At 55.6% G+C, this 15,956-nt stretch carries 11 protein-coding genes; 3 read left to right on the top strand and 8 right to left on the bottom strand.

From position 1 onward, the window contains the following. Nucleotides 1–24 precede the first annotated feature (24 nt). Both Mal52_RS19140 and Mal52_RS19135 read left to right on the top strand, forming a co-directional pair. On the top strand, nt 25–1,485 hold the full coding sequence (locus Mal52_RS19140) for a DUF1501 domain-containing protein (RefSeq protein ID WP_145378030.1): 1,461 nt from the start codon (nt 25–27) through the stop codon (nt 1,483–1,485). Between the two features lie 101 nt (nt 1,486–1,586). Beyond that, the gene (locus Mal52_RS19135; protein WP_197534327.1) at nt 1,587–2,240 is read left to right on the top strand and encodes a 3-keto-disaccharide hydrolase; all 654 of its coding nucleotides are present in this window, start codon (nt 1,587–1,589) and stop codon (nt 2,238–2,240) included. 23 nt (nt 2,241–2,263) lie between these two features. On the opposite strand, the gene Mal52_RS19130 is transcribed toward Mal52_RS19135, so the two are convergent. The 7 genes from Mal52_RS19130 to Mal52_RS19100 all read right to left on the bottom strand — a co-directional run bounded on the left by Mal52_RS19130 (nt 2,264) and on the right by Mal52_RS19100 (nt 11,971). After that, on the bottom strand, nt 2,264–3,007 hold the full coding sequence (locus Mal52_RS19130; protein WP_145378026.1) for a DUF2071 domain-containing protein: 744 nt from the start codon (nt 3,005–3,007) through the stop codon (nt 2,264–2,266). 132 nt (nt 3,008–3,139) lie between these two features. After that, nucleotides 3,140–5,746, bottom strand: a complete 2,607-nt coding sequence (locus Mal52_RS19125) for a PVC-type heme-binding CxxCH protein (RefSeq protein ID WP_231962393.1) — start codon at nt 5,744–5,746, stop codon at nt 3,140–3,142. Between the two features lie 314 nt (nt 5,747–6,060). Further along, complete coding sequence (locus tag Mal52_RS19120) at nt 6,061–7,749, bottom strand: hypothetical protein (protein ID WP_145378024.1); 1,689 nt, start codon at nt 7,747–7,749, stop codon at nt 6,061–6,063. Between the two features lie 140 nt (nt 7,750–7,889). Beyond that, nucleotides 7,890–8,780, bottom strand: coding sequence for an alpha/beta hydrolase (locus Mal52_RS19115; RefSeq protein WP_145378022.1), 891 nt, complete (start codon nt 8,778–8,780; stop codon nt 7,890–7,892). A gap of 51 nt (nt 8,781–8,831) precedes the next feature. Next, a complete protein-coding gene (locus tag Mal52_RS19110; protein ID WP_145378020.1) occupies nt 8,832–9,779 on the bottom strand; it encodes an SMP-30/gluconolactonase/LRE family protein in 948 nt (315 codons plus the stop codon). Nucleotides 9,780–9,853: 74 nt separating this feature from the next. Further along, the gene (rny, locus tag Mal52_RS19105) at nt 9,854–11,434 is read right to left on the bottom strand and encodes a ribonuclease Y (RefSeq protein ID WP_145378019.1); all 1,581 of its coding nucleotides are present in this window, start codon (nt 11,432–11,434) and stop codon (nt 9,854–9,856) included. Between the two features lie 252 nt (nt 11,435–11,686). Next, a complete protein-coding gene (locus tag Mal52_RS19100) occupies nt 11,687–11,971 on the bottom strand; it encodes a hypothetical protein (protein ID WP_145378017.1) in 285 nt (94 codons plus the stop codon). Nucleotides 11,972–12,308: 337 nt separating this feature from the next. Here Mal52_RS19100 and tilS point away from each other — a divergent pair, with 337 nt between their 5' ends. Continuing rightward, complete coding sequence (gene tilS, locus Mal52_RS19095) at nt 12,309–13,340, top strand: tRNA lysidine(34) synthetase TilS (RefSeq protein ID WP_145378015.1); 1,032 nt, start codon at nt 12,309–12,311, stop codon at nt 13,338–13,340. A 68-nt stretch (nt 13,341–13,408) separates the two neighbouring features. Here the strand turns inward: tilS and glgB are convergent, their stop codons facing one another. Further along, the gene (gene glgB, locus Mal52_RS19090; protein ID WP_145378013.1) at nt 13,409–15,388 is read right to left on the bottom strand and encodes a 1,4-alpha-glucan branching protein GlgB; all 1,980 of its coding nucleotides are present in this window, start codon (nt 15,386–15,388) and stop codon (nt 13,409–13,411) included. Nucleotides 15,389–15,956 lie beyond the last annotated feature (568 nt).

Raw genomic sequence — 15,956 nt, 5'->3', positions numbered from 1 at the left:
GACAATAGACGACGGGGTTCGAGCATGGCACAGCGACCTATCGAAAATGCATCGCGTTTGTCCCGGCGGCAAATGTTGAAAATCGGCGCGCTGGGATTTGGTTCGATTGCGTGCTCGTATCTCGACGGTATGGAACAATCCGCAGCTGCCGCGCCGGTGGCCAATGGACTGGCTCCCCAGTCGGGACACTTCGAGGCTCCCGCCAAAGCGGTGATCATGCTGATGCAAAACGGCGGACCGGGGCAGATGGATCTGTTCGATCCCAAGCCGGACCTCACCAAGCACAGCGGCAAGGTGCACGTCGAAAAAGTCGAGATGTTCCAACCCGGCAGCGAGGGAAATACGCTGTTAGGCAGCCCGCTGAAGTTTCGCAAGTACGGCGAGAGCGGCATCGAGATGGCCGAGATCCTGCCGCACCTCGGTTCGGTCGCCGATGACATTTGCCTGGTGCGGTCGATGTATAATCTTCACAACAACCACACCGAATCGCTGGTGGCGCTCAACACCGGCAAGATCTTCCAAGGTCGTCCCGCACTCGGTTCGTGGGTCAGTTACGGACTCGGTACAGAAAACCAAAACCTGCCCGCCTACGTCGTGCTTCGCGACCCCGAGGGCTATAACACGAGCGGTACATTGCTGTGGCAAAACGGTTGGATGCCCGCGCTGTATCGCGGTACTGAAGTCAGCACTGCGGGGACGCCGGTGCTGAATCTCAATCCTAGCCAACCCATTCCCCCGGCGGTACAGCGAGAAAATTTGGACCTGTTGGCCAAATTGAATCGAAGGCATCAGCAGGACTTTGCCTACGAATCGTCGCTGGAAGCGCGGATCCAAAATTACGAACTCGCCGCTCGCATGCAATTGGCAGCTGCGGAAACATTGGACCTGTCGCGGGAAACACCGGCAACGCGCAAGATGTACGGTCTGGACGAACCCGAAACCGCGGGGTATGGGCTGCGGTGTTTGATGGCCCGCCGGCTGGTCGAATCGGGTGTTCGTTTCGTGCAAATCTTGCCGCCGGTCAAACCCAACTCGCAGCCATGGGATGCGCACGACAATTCTAAGACCGATAACGAGGCGATTTGCGCTAAGTGCGATTTGCCCTCCGCTGCCCTGATCAAGGACCTCAAGCAGCGGGGACTGCTGGAGAGCACGATTGTCGTTTGGTCGGGAGAATTCGGCCGCTTACCCGTTTCGCAAAACGGCAAAGGCCGTGACCACAATCGCAATGCATTCAGTTTGATTCTCGCCGGCGGCGGTTTTAAAGCGGGGCATGTGCACGGAGCGACCGACGACATCGGTTATCGTTCGGTCGTCGATCCGGTGGGAGTCTCGGATTTGCATGCCACCTTGTTGCATCAATTGGGGCTGGACCATACGCGATTAACGTATGAGCATCATGGCAGCGACGAAACGCTGACCGATGCCCGCGTGACCAGCGCGCGCGTGGTTGGGGAATTGTTCCAGGGTCCCGTGCGGGTTTGATGCTTAGCAGCCATTGAGTACTGCCGGCGCCTTGGACAAATTCATCCTGGTGGGTATTCTGTATCAGAGCAGATTTACTCATTTATCAAAGGATGACCTCTATGAAATTGCCGCTAAGATTCGCCGCCGCACTGTTCGTCTCCCTCGCCGCCGTCCCCGCATTCGCCGGGGAATGGGTCGAACTGTTCGATGGCAAAACGCTCGATGGCTGGACACAACGCAACGGCACCGCCACCTACCGTGTAGAAGATAAAACGATCGTTGGGAAAACCAACACGGGTAGCCCGAATTCGTTTTTGTGCAGTGACAAGGACTATGGCGATTTCGAGCTCGAATTCGAGGTCAAAGTCCACGACAAACTGAACTCCGGCGTCCAGATCCGCTCGCAAACCAAGGAGACCCCCACCGGTCGCGTGAACGGACCACAGGTCGAAATCGAAGCCAGCGGCGACGGTGGAGCAGAAGCGGGGTACATTTACGGCGAAGCGACCGGGCGTGGCTGGTTAACTCCTGAAGATGAGTTGAAACCGCACAAACAGTTCAAGGACGGCGAGTGGAACAAATTCCGCGTCGTCGCCCGCGGCCCGCGGATTCAAACTTGGATCAACGGCAAACCGATTGCCGATTTGACCGATGAGCCGATCTACAAAACGCACCCCAAAGGTTTCATCGGGCTGCAAGTCCACGGCATCGGCAAGGACAAAGGACCGTACGAAGTCGCTTGGCGGAACATCCGCATCAAGGAATTGGACTAACGTTGACGTTATACGTCATAGGGCTAGGATTTTACCGGGACCGCGATCGATTTGATCAACGGCCGCCCATGCCATTCATGCTCGATACCGGTCATCAACAGCGCACAGTCGAACTCCACTGAGCCGGGTGGGAAGTCGGTTGTGTTCTCAAAAAAGCTCGATTCCACGTTGGTGATTTCCAGCGGTTGGACGTGCCAATTGAAAGTGAGCAGTTCCAAGCCGTCAAACTCGTTGGACTTGCGTGTTGTTGAATAGCCCAGCGAACCCGCTTCGAAAAAGTCCGACACCTCTGCGATCGATTCAAAGATCGATGTGTCGGGCAATGTTTCAGCGATCGTGCCTTCGACAGCGACGTGTGTATCGTCATCGTCGCTGTCGAGTTGGACCTTGTAGTGGCCCCCGTTTTCTTGAACCTGGAACTGGGCATGATGATGCAGGCCGGGAAAGATCGTGCCACCGGCCAGGGTGTTAAATCGCGAAGACGTATCACGGCGAGGGATATAGACCCCCTCGCGCAGTTGCCCATCATCCTCCCACTCCACGGCCATGCGGTGGGCGGCATTTTCTGAGGAGATGCCGACCAGCGGCGGCAGAAAGCGCGGACGAAGCTGCTTGAGACGAATCAGGCAGATCCCCGCGATGCCGTGGCCCTGCACCAGCTTTGGGCGAAACGGCGCCGGTAGGAGAGTGGCCAATACATCGGGATTGATGCGGTAATTGACCAGAATCCGCCGGTCAATCACTCCACGAACCACAGGGATTTGCATGGGGATTTCTTTCTGTTATCTCTCATGGCCCGGGTCTATGACCGCCGTCCCGCCAGGAAGTTAACAGAAAATGATCGCCGTTTTATGGAGGCCCAGCACCCGGAGGTTCCAACCGGGCGTTGGGCCGCTGAACTATTTTTGGTTGCCCAGGCGGCGATCCAAGGTGTCCAAAGTCTCTTTAAATGTGTACTTCAAGTAGTCGTCATCCGGATGAGTCAGGGCTTCATACAAGACCGCTTGTGCTTCAGCAGAATCGAAAAAGCTCAACGCACGCACGGCTTCGAGACGCACGCGGGGATGCTCGTCGTTGACTTGTACCTGCAGTAATGCCAATGGCTCGTTCACGCGGTCCCGCCAATAACACAACACCCGCGTCGCAGCCGCGCGGACGCGATAGTCGGGGGAACGCAGCAATTGTTTCAAGAAGTCTTCATCGACGACGTCGTGATGCTGGTGGACCCACAACGCTTCGAGCAGATTGTGCTGGTAATTCTCATCCGCCTGATCCAGCCCGGCGATCCAGGTGTCCAGCGCCGCCATGACTTCCGCGGTCTCGCGTTCACGCAGTTCACGGCGAACCCGATAACGGGTGCGGTCTTCGTAGGTCTTGAGCAGATCCAACAGTGCCGGAATCGGCTCTCCGGCGATTTTGGCCGGCGTGACCAGCGGGCGGTCTTTGTGACGAATCCGCCAAATGCGGCCGTGGTTTTTGTCGCGATTGGGATCGCGTAGCGAATGCTGCATGTGGCCAATCAACGGATTGAACCAATCGACGAGATACAGCGCGCCGTCAGGACCGAATTGCAAATCGACCGGGCGGAAGTTTTGATCGGACGATTGCAACAACGGCTGCACCGGGTCGGCGGCGAATCCCGATCCGTCGTCTTTCATGCGATATTGTAAAACACCGTGAAAACCGATGCAGTTGTTCAGCAGATAGTTGCCCTGAGCGTCGTCCGGGAAATTACTGCTGGAGACAAATTCACACCCCGACGTCGGCCGCCATTGTTTGGTGAAAAACTGTTTCATTTTGCCGTGTTTGTGCGGATAGTCGACCTGACCGGAGAAAGCGGTGCCGTAATAGTTGGCTCCCCCCGAAGCATCGGCAACGAAATTTTGTCCCCAACCATCGAACGTATGCCCCCAAGGATTGGCAAATCCATAAGAGACGAACACGTCGAGCTTTTCGGTCTTGGGTTCATAGCGATACACGCCCGCATTTTTGCAGCGAACCGGCCCGTAGGGGGTTTCGACCTGCGTGTGGTGGAAAGTTCCTTCCTGGAAATACAATCCCCCGCCCGGTCCCCAGGTGAAGGCGCTGATCGAGTGGTGTGAATCGGCCGTATCGAAGCCGTGCAGCACGATCGAACGCTCGTCAGCAACATCGTCGCCATCGGTGTCTTTGAGAAACATTAAGTTGGGTTGCTGCGCCACATAGACGCCGCCGTCTCCCAATTCGATGCCGGTGGGGACGTGCAGGCCATCGGCAAAGACGGTGCTCTTATCGGCGCGACCGTCGCCATCGGTGTCTTCGAGAATCAGAATCTTATCGTCCACCGGCGTGCCGGGTAGATACATCGGATAGGAATTCATCGTGCAAACCCACAACCGCCCGCGAGCGTCGAAGGTGAATTGCACGGGGTTTTGCAACTCGGGAAACTGGTCGTCGGACGCGAAGAGATTCGCTTCATACCCGTCGGGCAACGTAAAGGTCTTGAGCGTTTCTTCCGGCTTGGTGATCACGATTTCGCGTTCGAAGTTCGTGGGCACTTTTTTGATTTCGCCGGCAACGGAGTCATCGATTTTATCCGGAACCGATTTCCCTTGCGCCACATCCCACACCCGCCGATCACGGAGAGCGATCATTTTGCGGAGCTTTTTGAATTCATCCGGAAAGTTCACCACGCCGAACGGCTCTTTGCGGCCGCCGTAAATATAGAACCCATTGACCGCGCGGTGGTCGTACCAAAATTGACGGTTTTTCTCGTTGACCTCCGCCCGCACTTTGTTCAAGTCGGCTTGCCCGGCGGAAGCAGGTCGCGGCCCGAACAACGCTGTTTCCATCACCGGTGCCAATTGGCTGTAACCGTAATCGTTTAGGTGTACGCCGTTGATCGTCAGCTTCTGGTCGGCATCGTGCATCAGTTTTTGCGACGGCGTAAACAGATCGACAAAGATCACGTTGTTTCGCTGAGCAACTTCCGCCATTGCCTCGGTATAGGCTTTGATGTTTTCGTTGTTGGCTTTGCCATCGGTCACGCCCGGCCGGCCGGTGTCTTCTTGGGCGATGGGGGAGAACAGGACCAATTGCGGTGGCGCTTCGCCGTTGTACTTGGTGGTCGTGGTGGTCTTGATGAATTCTTCCAGGTCGGCAACAAACTTCGGCAACCCCTCGGGGCCAACGAAAGATTCATTGAAACCGAAGCAAGCAATCACCACATTCGGTTTGTGGTCTTCGAGGTTGTGGCCATGATCCTGAAAATCTTTAGAGCGGGGCCGCAACGTGAGTTCATCGGCCGACCAACCTAAATTGCGAACCACCAATTCGTGCTGCGGAAACCGGCTATGCAGCAGTGACTCAAAGTGCCCGAAATGCTGCATCCGCTCAGCCAGCGTATTCCCGATGAGGACAACGTGGTCCCCCTTGTTCAGTTTCAAAGGGCCGGATTCTTCAGCAAACCCGTTGCCGGCACAGAGTCCGATCAACGCTAGTAGGAACATGGTGCGCATCTTCAACATATCACAGTTCTCGTTTATGGAGCCGTAGTTAGAAAGTTTTTTGGGTACCACGATTATCGTGGGTCGAACAAAAAAGGGCAAGCGGCGGGTGTTTTAATTGGGGGTGGGATTGGAGTGAAAAAAACTCGCGCAGAGACGCGGAGGCGCAGAGAAGAAGAAGGCTGTAATCCCGATGTAAGTTGTAAAGCATAATGAATCACATAGAGACATGATGCCAAGAAACACTCTGGTGGGACTGAAATGTTCGCCTATTTCATTCTTTGCGGCTTCGCGTCTTTGCGTGAGGTTTTCTTTCAAAGAAGCGAAAACGCGCGCTACGTGTTCTCTCCAGCGGCCTCCTGGCGTTTGAGGTCGCCGAGTTTGTCCCGCAAGATTTCCAATTGCCGTTCGATGGAACGTCGTGAGAGTTCAACCGTTTTGAGGATCGTGTCGCTTTGTTTACTGATCGATTGAGCGGAGGATTCGATCTTGCCGAGGTTGCCGGTCCGCTTTTCGATCTCCAATACGGCGACGTCAATGGCTTGAAAGTCGGCGGCTTTTGCTTCGCTGTGTTGCCCGGAACGGACGCAGAGCGCGCGGGCCAGTGTTAAGCCTGTTTTCAGATACAGATCGTTGTCGGGTTGTTCCGGATCCCAGACAACCAGCACGTCGTTGCGGTAGCGGGCAAAGGGTTCCATGCCGTCGGGAGCGGACTTTTTGGAAAAGACGAACAGACCGGTCTGAGCTGCGCGATTCTTGCGAGCCGTTTCAATCTCTTCCAGCGCTTTGGCGACGTTGTATTCTTTTTTCTGTTTGGCTTCGACAACAATCTTCGCCCCGGCGGCGGCATTTTCCGGGCCGAGTTCGATCATGCAGTCCCCCACTTTGCAATTCTTGATCAGCCCCGTGGTATTGCCGGTGTGGGAAGCAATGTCACCTGTCCGTTGTGACTCTTGTTGTATAAACGTATAGACCGCATCTTCGAAGTCGAGGCCGTGCGTCGTCGACCGTGCTGCTTCATCGCGACGGGTGACCATTTCGTTGAGTGACAGCTTGACCTCTTCGCGGAATTTCTGATTCGCTTCGGAATGCGTTTCCAGCACCTTGAGGATTTCGCCTTTCAAACGAGCCAATGACGATTTTTCATCATCCAACGTCAGGTTATTATTGATCGTGTCCTTGGTGCTGTCCAAGATCGATTTTAGTTGTGACAAGGCCGAGTTTTCGTCATTGAGCGAAAACTCACTGGTGATCGTTTTCTGCGCGCGGTCCACGTTGCGGACCAACCGGCTCAGGGCTGAGTTTTCCTCATCGAGTGAGAACTCGCCGACTACGACATCGATTTTTTTCTGCAGATCGCCGCTCAGTTTGCCATGATTTTCGTTGAGCTCCTTCACCAGCCGCGCCAGAGCCCCTTCGCCATTGTCGAGCGAAAACTCATTCAGTACCCGTTCGCGCTGCGTGGTCAGCTGCTTTTCGAAGGTCTCGCGAAACGCTGCTAACAAGCCTTGCGATTCCTCGGGGCTGAGCAGACTCATCAACGGGCTACCGTGTCCGAAATGGCTGTCGAGCGTTTTGCAAAGTTCTGAATCTTCGCCGCCAATTTGCCGGCGGAGCAGTTCTTCCAATTCGCCATCCTTGCGGATCAACCGATTGACCCGTTCCTGCAGCCGTCCGTCCTCAGGATCGAAATACTCCTTGAGCATCGCGGTCATTTTGGTGTGTACGTCACGGCCATGTTCGCTGAGTTGTTTGTCCAGGCCGGAGAGCATGCGTTCGCTTTCGCGGCGGATTTGTTCGGTGTCGATTTGCCCCCGCGCCTGCCGCAACGCCAACACGCCGATCCGTAGCGCCGAAAGCGCGAACTGCTCGCGAGGATCCCCCGCGGCTAGACTCGTCAATTCGGCGATTGTATCAGGATCATGGACGACCAATTCCAGCGCCATGGATGTAGGATGCTCGGCGACCAAGCGGCGGTCCGCTGATGTCACTGTCGGCGCGTCAGTACGAGATGAATCCGGCATGCTGTTCTCCGCCCATTGACGTGTCGAGTGACCGCGCGGCCCAACGAAAACGGCCGACCGCCAATTGGCTATTCTTATCAGGTGGCGAATTGGCCACGCAAGGTGTTGTCGCGCAGCAGCGCACTTACGGCAACGATCTGTTATTCGGTTTTGTTGGTCTGTTCAGCAATGAAGTCAATCGCCGCTTGAAACGTGCGCTCTGCTTCGGGGCCACGCCAACCGTGCCCTTGGCCGATCAAAAATTCCACGCGTCCGGGGACTTCAACCGCGGTCAAAGCCTCGACCATTTGTAACGCTTGATCGTGGGGGACGAGAGTGTCCTTGGTCCCTTGATACAGCAACAGCGGAGGATCGCCGGCGTTGACATACGTGATCGGCGAGGCAAGACGATATGCTTCAGGTTGCTGTGCAGCGGTTCCATTGAGGAATTGCACGACGAGTTTATTCGAACTCTCTGGGAATTCGGATTGCAGATTCGTCGGTCCAAAGAAACTGACGCCGGCTTGGATTTTACTGGACCAACCAAACCAGCCTCCTTTGCCTTCTAGCCCGTCTTCATCATCCATCGTGGCGAGCATCATCACCAGATGCGCGCCGGCGGAAAACCCGATCGCACCGATTTTTTCGCGGTCCAGACCCAGCTGATCGGCATTGGCTCGCAAAAAACGAATCGCGCATTTGCAGTCCTCGATCTGAGCCGGAAAGCGATGTGCCGGGGCCAATCGATAACCGATCGTCGCCGAAAAATAACCTTCACGGGCCGCCTTTTGAATCTCGTCGCGATGGCCGTTCTTGTTGCCAAAGGTCCATCCGCCGCCGTGAATATAGATGATCGCTGTCAGCGGCTTGTCGAATTTCTTGGGGCGCGCCCAATCCAACTTCAATTGTTCGTCGCCCCCGACGCCGTAGATCACATCCTCGTGATATTCAATCTCCGCCGGTTCCTCGGCATGAACCGTGTGTGTCATACACGTCATCGCGAGACAAACGGCCGTTCCCAACATATAGATCAGCAAGTTTTGACGTGGCATGGTGGTTCTCCAAATCAGGCGCTGCTGTGGACTGCGAGCAGTCGGTTTGGGTTAGTGTTTTTTGGATTTGCCTTTGCCGGCGGGCTTCGTTCCGCGGGTGTTCATCTTGAGGCTGTACAGTTTTGTCGCGCAGGTCAGATACAGCGTCTTGCCATCTTCACCACCAAAGGTGACGTTGGAGCAGAATTCGGGGACCGGGATCAAACCGAGTGATTTGCCCCACTTGTCGCAGACCCAAACGCCACCGCGGCCGCTGAGGTACAAATTTCCCCGCTCGTCGATCGTCATGCCGTCAGGAGAGTCGTCGCGCTCGGTGTCGGGATCAAAAAACAAAATGCCCGGCCCGAGCGAACCATCCGCTTGAATCGGGTACGCTCGCCAATGCTTCAGGTAACTGTCGCCGACATACAACGTTTTTCCGTCGTTGGAGACCAAACAGCCGTTGGGAACCTGCATGTCGTTTAAGACCTGGGTCACTTTGCCGGTCGTCGAAAGGTGATAGACCGCGCTGGTGGCGCGGTTTTTGAAATCAGGGTCGGTGTAATAAATCCCGCCCCCTTTTTTGGGCGAAGCGGCGACGTCGTTCGGTTGATTGAGTGTTGGATCATCCACGAGGATCTTCGTGTCGCTGGGAGCTTCGCGGGCGATTTGGTAGCTCATTAGCTTGTTGCCATACGCCTGTGCACCCAGCAACCGGCCATCGCGTGCTAAGCAGGTCCCGTTGACTCCCTTGGTATCATCCAGCCAGACATGCACCTTGCCGGGACCATCCAGCCGTAGGATCTGCGTGTCCTTGTCGCGAAAAGCGGTGAAGTACAACCGCTGCGTCTGCGGGTCCCAAGTCGGGCCTTCGAAAAATCGATCATCCCCGTATTCTTCCACCAGTTCGGCACCTCTTGCAACAGTCGGCGGCAGGGGGTGATTTTCCTCAGCAGTCGCGACTCCAGAAATTCCGCCGCACAGCAAACCAACGATGGTCAAAGGGAAGAGGGAACGCATCAGCCGTATCTCCTGGAAACTGGTTCGAGTTCGTTATGGCTATCTGTGGGAATCACTTTTGCGGCAACTGCGAACTACTTCGCGTATTGGATGGTCCGCGTTTCGCGTAGCACGGTGACTTTGATTTCACCGGGATACGTGAGTGCTTGTTCAATACCTTTGGCAATGTCGCGACACATCTTGGCGGCTTCGCGGTCGTTGACCTGCTTCGCGTCGACGATACACCGGACTTCGCGACCCGCTTGGACGGCGTAGGCATGATCGACGCCGGGAAAACCGCAAGCCAAGGCTTCTAGTTCTTCCAACCGCCGTACATATTTCTCCAAGGTTTCGCGGCGTGCACCGGGACGGGCTGCGGAAATCGCATCGGCCGAAGCGACGAGCACCGTGTAGATATGATCCACGCGAATATCGTCGTGATGTCCAAATGCCGCATGCACGACCTCGGGGCCTTCGCCGTAACGTTTGAGCAACTCGGCTCCCACGGCGGGGTGTCCCCCCTCCATTTCGTGGTCGGCTGCCTTGCCGATGTCGTGGAAGAATCCGCAGCGGCGAGCCAAAGTTCCGTCCAGTCCCAAGGATTCCGCCAACAGCCCGGTCAGATAGGCGACTTCGATCGAGTGCCGACGGACGTTTTGGCTGTAGCTGACGCGGAAATTCAAACGGCCCATCAGCATGATCAGCTTTTCATGGACGTCAACAATCCCCGCTTCCTGAATCGCCTCGTTCCCCAAGGTGCGGATGTGTTCATCCATTTCCTTTTCGGTTTCGTTAACGATTTCCTCAATGCGTGAAGGATGAATCCGACCGTCTTGAATGAGCTTCGCTAGCGACAACCTGGCGATTTCCCGCCGGACGGTATCGAATGCGGAGACGATCACCACGCCGGGGGTGTCGTCGACAATGACATCCACGCCGGTGATTTTTTCAAAGGCGCGAATGTTGCGTCCTTCGCGGCCGATGATGCGGCCTTTCATGTCGTCGTTGGGAATATCGACCGTTGAGACGGTCGTCTCGGAGGCGTGACTAGCGGCGCAACGTTGGACCGCCATGCCGACCGCTTCGCGGGCCAATTTGTCGCACGTTTCCTTGAGTTCCTGATTGTGTTTCAGGATCACCGCGCCGGTTTCGTTTTTCAGTTCCACACGCAGTTGCGTCAGCAGCTTGTCTTGGGCCGCTTCGGGAGAGAGTCCGCTGATTTGGAACAGTTGGTCCCGTTCCTCGCGCAGGACTTGTTCCAACTCCGCCTCACGCGCGTCCATCTGCTTTTGGCGATCGGCGAGTTTCGTCTGGACGCCCTCGATCATCCGTTCCTTCTTGTTGATGTCCTGCTGCAGTTCGCCAAGCGTGGTTTCGCGGCGGTCGAGTCGGCGTTCTTGTTCGCGTTGTTCTTCGCGCGCCGCATTCAGTTCTTTCTCGACAGCTTCGCGGCGGCTAATCAGCTCTTCCTTGGCTTCCAGTTCCTGTGACTTCTTGACGTTCTCCGCTTCTTGTCGAGCCTGTTCGATGATCTCGTCGCGGCGTTGGTAGGCGGCTCCACGGCTGATTCGTTCAATGACCAGTCCGATTCCCAGACCAACAATCAAAGCCAGGGCGGCGGAGATGGCGGTGACCGTTTCGGATACCGCCAGCACCGCAGTAATTTCGTTCCCCATAGACCGATTCCTTCATTATTTTTGTAATCACGGAAATCCCGGCGCTCGCCAAAGCGAGTGGCAGGGGCTTCCCGTGTTGAACTGAATTGTCAACCGGATATCGATACGCACCGATGCCACGGTCATATGACAAATTACAGGGGAGCGAAGCGACGGACGCGCGACTTTCAGTGGCCAAATCTCGCCATGAAAAGATCGAGTTCCGTTTGATGAAGAAATGGTCGAACGCAGCAGCGAACCGCAGACCGGTCGTTACCTCAATCTGGGATGCAAAAACGTGTTCTTGCTTGCCGGGAGCGGCGGATGCCATCCGGAATATTCGCGCGGAATCCGCGCCAACACCGGAACATAAGCCCGCATCCTGCGGCTGGACAAGATGGAACGTAACCACGGACTTTCGATAGCGAGATTCATCCAAAAATTCCGCAGCGCCACGTCCTCGCGCAATGCGGTGTAAGCCGCCCGCGCGGGTGTCGTCCCAATCCGGCCCCAAAGCCGGATGATCGAAATCAACGCCAGTAGAATTTTATGAAGCATCGCCCTACAGTCCGCAGTAGGTTACTGGATACCACGCTTAACACATTCAGACTGAGATAAAACCGCAAAACGGCTGCCGTTGTGTTTCCCCGTTTCTCCCCGACGTCGCCACCCTAAAGTGTCGAATTGTGAAAGATTCATCGAAGACAACGAAGTTGTCCATCCCCCAGAGACGCTGGGCATCAATTTTTTACGCCCGACCTCTGGACGATGAATAATCGTAAGTCCATACTACCAAAGCAAAACCGATATTCAACCGAGAAACGACAATTGGGTTGGTATTGTCAGTGATTCCAAGATCATCCGGGCGGACTCCGCACTTTCACACGATTCAAACATGTCAGATCCCCACCAACACTCCTTCCTCGGTTCGCTCTGTCATGCCGTGAAGACGGTTTGGGACGCCGGTGACGCATTGTTGGCGGTCTCCGGTGGAGCGGACAGCATGGCGCTGCTGCGGGGCATGTTGGACCTGAACCAAACCCATTCCGGCCGCTTAGCGGTGGCCCATTTTAACCACAACCTACAACCAGCCATCTCCGACAACGTCGCCCGTTGGTTGCAACAGACGTGTGAACGGCTCGCGATCCCCTTCCATCTGGGGGCGGCTGATGTCGGTCAACTCGCCGCTGAAACAGGGCAGGGGATTGAGGAATCCGCCCGCAATGCCCGCTACGCCTTCCTCAAGCAGACGGCACTCCACAACCGATTTACACACATCCTTGTCGCCCACACCCGTGATGATCAGGTGGAGACGATTCTGCATCACCTGTTACGAGGCACCGGTGTCGCCGGTTTACGGGGGATGCCAGAGCGGCGTGTGCTCGTTCCGCCGTCGGATGGTCAACCGGAGATCGCCTTGTTGCGCCCGATGCTTGCAGTCACGCGCGCGGAGGCGGTCGATTATTTGCGGACCGTCAGCCAGGACTACCGTGACGACCCGTCGAACGTCGATGTGGCATTCACGCGCAACCGAATTCGACACGAGTTACTGCCGCAGTTGGAATCGTCGTTCAATCCCAACATTCGGGAGGCGTTGAGCAAATTGAGCCAGCAGGCCGGTGACCTGCAAGAAGCGCTAGAACAGATCGTGCATCAGCAACTGCGCGGTGCCTTGCTCGACGTGAATGCAGACATTGTGCGGCTAAGGTGGCAACCGCTTAACGAACAAACGCGGCACGTCATCCGCGAATGCTTTGCGATGTTGTGGAAGCAACAGCAATGGCCGCGGCAGCGGATGAATTATTCGCACTACGACCGGTTGGCGACACTGTTGCAAAACGGAGGAACGGCGGACTTACCGGGCGGAATCGTAGTCGAGCGTCGCGGGGAATTGGTCGTCTTGAGACGGCAGTCCGGTGGCGCGTGATCCGGTCGCACGTGATCTCTCCCCTCTCCCCCCGGCGGAACCGGAGGGGGGGGAGAAGAGTCTGCGGATTAGGCGTTGGGCGTCGACATCGGTTTCATTGCCACGATGCCCAGCGGCGGCAGATGCACTTCGATGCTCTGCTTGTGACCGTGGCTGGGGATCGGTTCGCTATAGACGCCGCCGAGGTTGCCGATATTCGTCCCCCCGTAGATTCCGGCATCGCTATTGAGCACTTCGGAATAAAATCCGGGTCGAGGAATCCCGATGCGGTATTTCTCTCGTGGAACGGGGGTGAAGTTGCTGATGATGACCAGGAAGTCATCCTTCTCTTGGCCTTTGCGCAAAAAGGCGAAGACGCTATTCGCGGAGTCATCACACTGAATCCAGTCAAACCCTTCTCCGGAGAAGTCGAGTTCGTGCAACGCGCCTTGGCTGCGATACAGTTCGTTCAAATCTCCGATATAACGCCGCAAGCCATCGTGGTATTTGTGGCCTTGCAGATTCCAGTCAATTTCACCGTCATGGTCCCATTCGTGCCATTGTCCCAATTCCCCACCCATGAAGAGCAACTTTTTGCCGGACATGGTGTATTGGTAACCGTACAGCATCCGCAGGTTGGCAAACTGTTGCCAATGGTCGCCCGGCATTTGCGAGAGCAACGAACGTTTTCCGTGGACGACTTCGTCGTGCGATAACGGCAGGACGAAGTTTTCCGTAAAGGCGTACACCATGCGGAAGGAAAGGTCGTTTTGGTGGTGTGCACGATGAATCGGATCGAGTTGCATGTAGCGCAACGAGTCGTTCATCCAACCCATGTCCCACTTCATGCTGAAGCCGAGTCCGCCGTTGTATACGGGATGCGAAACGCCGCCCCAGGCGGTCGATTCTTCGGCCACGGTCAAGATTCCCGGGAAATCTCCGTGGGCCATCACGTTGAAATCCTTGAGGAAGCGAACCGCCTCCAGGTTTTCGCGACCGCCGAATTCGTTGGGGACCCATTCACCGGCGTTGCGTGAATAATCCAAGTACAACATCGAGGCGACGGCGTCGACGCGGATCCCATCGACGTGATATTTGTCTAGCCAAAACCGCGCGCTGGAAAGCAAAAAGTTGCGGACTTCGTTGCGGCCGTAGTTGAAGACAGCGGTGCCCCAATCGGGATGGAACCCTTGGCGGGGGTCAGCATGTTCATAGAGCGCTGTGCCATCGAAACGGGCCAGTGCGTGACCATCGATCGGGAAGTGCGCAGGGACCCAATCGATCAACACACTGATGTTTGCCTGGTGGCAATAGTCCACAAAATAGGCGAAGTCGTGCGGCGTACCAAAACGACTGGTGGGTGCGAAATAACCCGTTGCCTGATAACCCCACGAGCCGTCAAACGGATGTTCGCTGACTGGCATGAGTTGCAAATGGGTGAATCCCATTTCTCGGCAATAATCGACCAGCATGTGCGCCAATTCGCGGTAGTTGAAAAACTCCCGACCATCGGTGGGCTTTTTCCACGATCCCAGATGGACTTCGTACATGGAAATGGGCTGCGCCATCCAGTCGGTCATTTCCCGTCGCGACATCCACGCCTGGTCCTGCCAGACAAAGTCGCTCATGTCATAGACGATTGACGCGGTCTTGGGCCGCAACTCCTGAAAAAATGCAAACGGGTCGCTACGTTCGGTGACGACGCCGGATTGTTCCTTGATGCCAAACTTATAGGCATCGCCATGCGCTAATTCGGGAACAAAGCCGGTCCAAATTCCCTCGTCCGAGGGACGCAACGCATTGCGACCGTGCGTCCAATGGTTGGCGTCGGTGAGAACGGAGACTTCGCGGGCGTTCGGCGCCCAGACGGCGAATCGGGTCCCGGCAATCCCGTCGACTTCGTCGAGATGAGCACCCTGAAATTGATAGATAGAAGCGTGCATGCCATTGCGCATATTTTGAATATCGGTTTCAGTAAATAACGGACCGCAACTGCGAACGCGATTGTTGGAATTCCGCCACGGGACGGAGGGGCGTCGTGATATCGATTTCGGCGAAAGATCGTCCATGATTTTCTGCACTTCAAAAAAAAATAGGCAAGGCCCAGAAAACTAGACCCATTGATTCGGTAACCAACACGATTGGCGCACGTCCTGCGATGTCCACACCCAGGCAGCGACCTCAACGACTCGGAATCGGCGAAGCGCCCCGAATGCGACCATCATGTCGGTTATGAGGATTAAAACAAGACTCCTAATTGGATTTCGTCCGCCTAGGGGCCTGCACTTGAGGGCTGATCGCGATTTCCAGTCAGGCGACTGATTCTTAATGAAAAACGCCGTAACAGATACTCATTCATGTACTTAGGTACCTCTTCCTACAGTTACCTAAATTGCCGCATTGTCTACTCAGGCACTTTTGTGTCAAATCCATCGTGCCATTCGCATTCCTTAGAATTGTTGCCTCGCAACAAGTCACCTTGAGCAATCCAGCGATTATGGCAAACACGTGAAGTTGCCCGTTTGAAACACATTTTCCGCAGACCGTATGTGCAATTGTGGAGAATTCCTGGATATCCCTCAAGAGATACTCTGAATCCTTTCCAATTCTGACGTACACTTTGCGAAACAGGTCGGA

The organism is Symmachiella dynata (assembly GCF_007747995.1).
GTDB classification, from domain to species: Bacteria; Planctomycetota; Planctomycetia; order Planctomycetales; family Planctomycetaceae; genus Symmachiella; species Symmachiella dynata.
This window is presented reverse-complemented; position numbering and strand designations above follow the sequence as displayed.

What these genes read in the sequence shown, in the direction of transcription:
- Mal52_RS19140 (WP_145378030.1), top strand. Translation starts at nt 25, where the DNA reads ATGGCACAGCGACCTATCGAAAATGCATCGCGTTTGTCCCGGCGGCAA.
- Mal52_RS19135 (WP_197534327.1), top strand. Translation starts at nt 1,587, where the DNA reads ATGAAATTGCCGCTAAGATTCGCCGCCGCACTGTTCGTCTCCCTCGCC.
- Mal52_RS19130 (WP_145378026.1), bottom strand. Translation starts at nt 3,007, where the DNA reads ATGCAAATCCCTGTGGTTCGTGGAGTGATTGACCGGCGGATTCTGGTC.
- Mal52_RS19125 (WP_231962393.1), bottom strand. Translation starts at nt 5,746, where the DNA reads ATGTTGAAGATGCGCACCATGTTCCTACTAGCGTTGATCGGACTCTGT.
- Mal52_RS19120 (WP_145378024.1), bottom strand. Translation starts at nt 7,749, where the DNA reads ATGCCGGATTCATCTCGTACTGACGCGCCGACAGTGACATCAGCGGAC.
- Mal52_RS19115 (WP_145378022.1), bottom strand. Translation starts at nt 8,780, where the DNA reads ATGCCACGTCAAAACTTGCTGATCTATATGTTGGGAACGGCCGTTTGT.
- Mal52_RS19110 (WP_145378020.1), bottom strand. Translation starts at nt 9,779, where the DNA reads ATGCGTTCCCTCTTCCCTTTGACCATCGTTGGTTTGCTGTGCGGCGGA.
- rny (WP_145378019.1), bottom strand. Translation starts at nt 11,434, where the DNA reads ATGGGGAACGAAATTACTGCGGTGCTGGCGGTATCCGAAACGGTCACC.
- Mal52_RS19100 (WP_145378017.1), bottom strand. Translation starts at nt 11,971, where the DNA reads ATGCTTCATAAAATTCTACTGGCGTTGATTTCGATCATCCGGCTTTGG.
- tilS (WP_145378015.1), top strand. Translation starts at nt 12,309, where the DNA reads ATGTCAGATCCCCACCAACACTCCTTCCTCGGTTCGCTCTGTCATGCC.
- glgB (WP_145378013.1), bottom strand. Translation starts at nt 15,388, where the DNA reads ATGGACGATCTTTCGCCGAAATCGATATCACGACGCCCCTCCGTCCCG.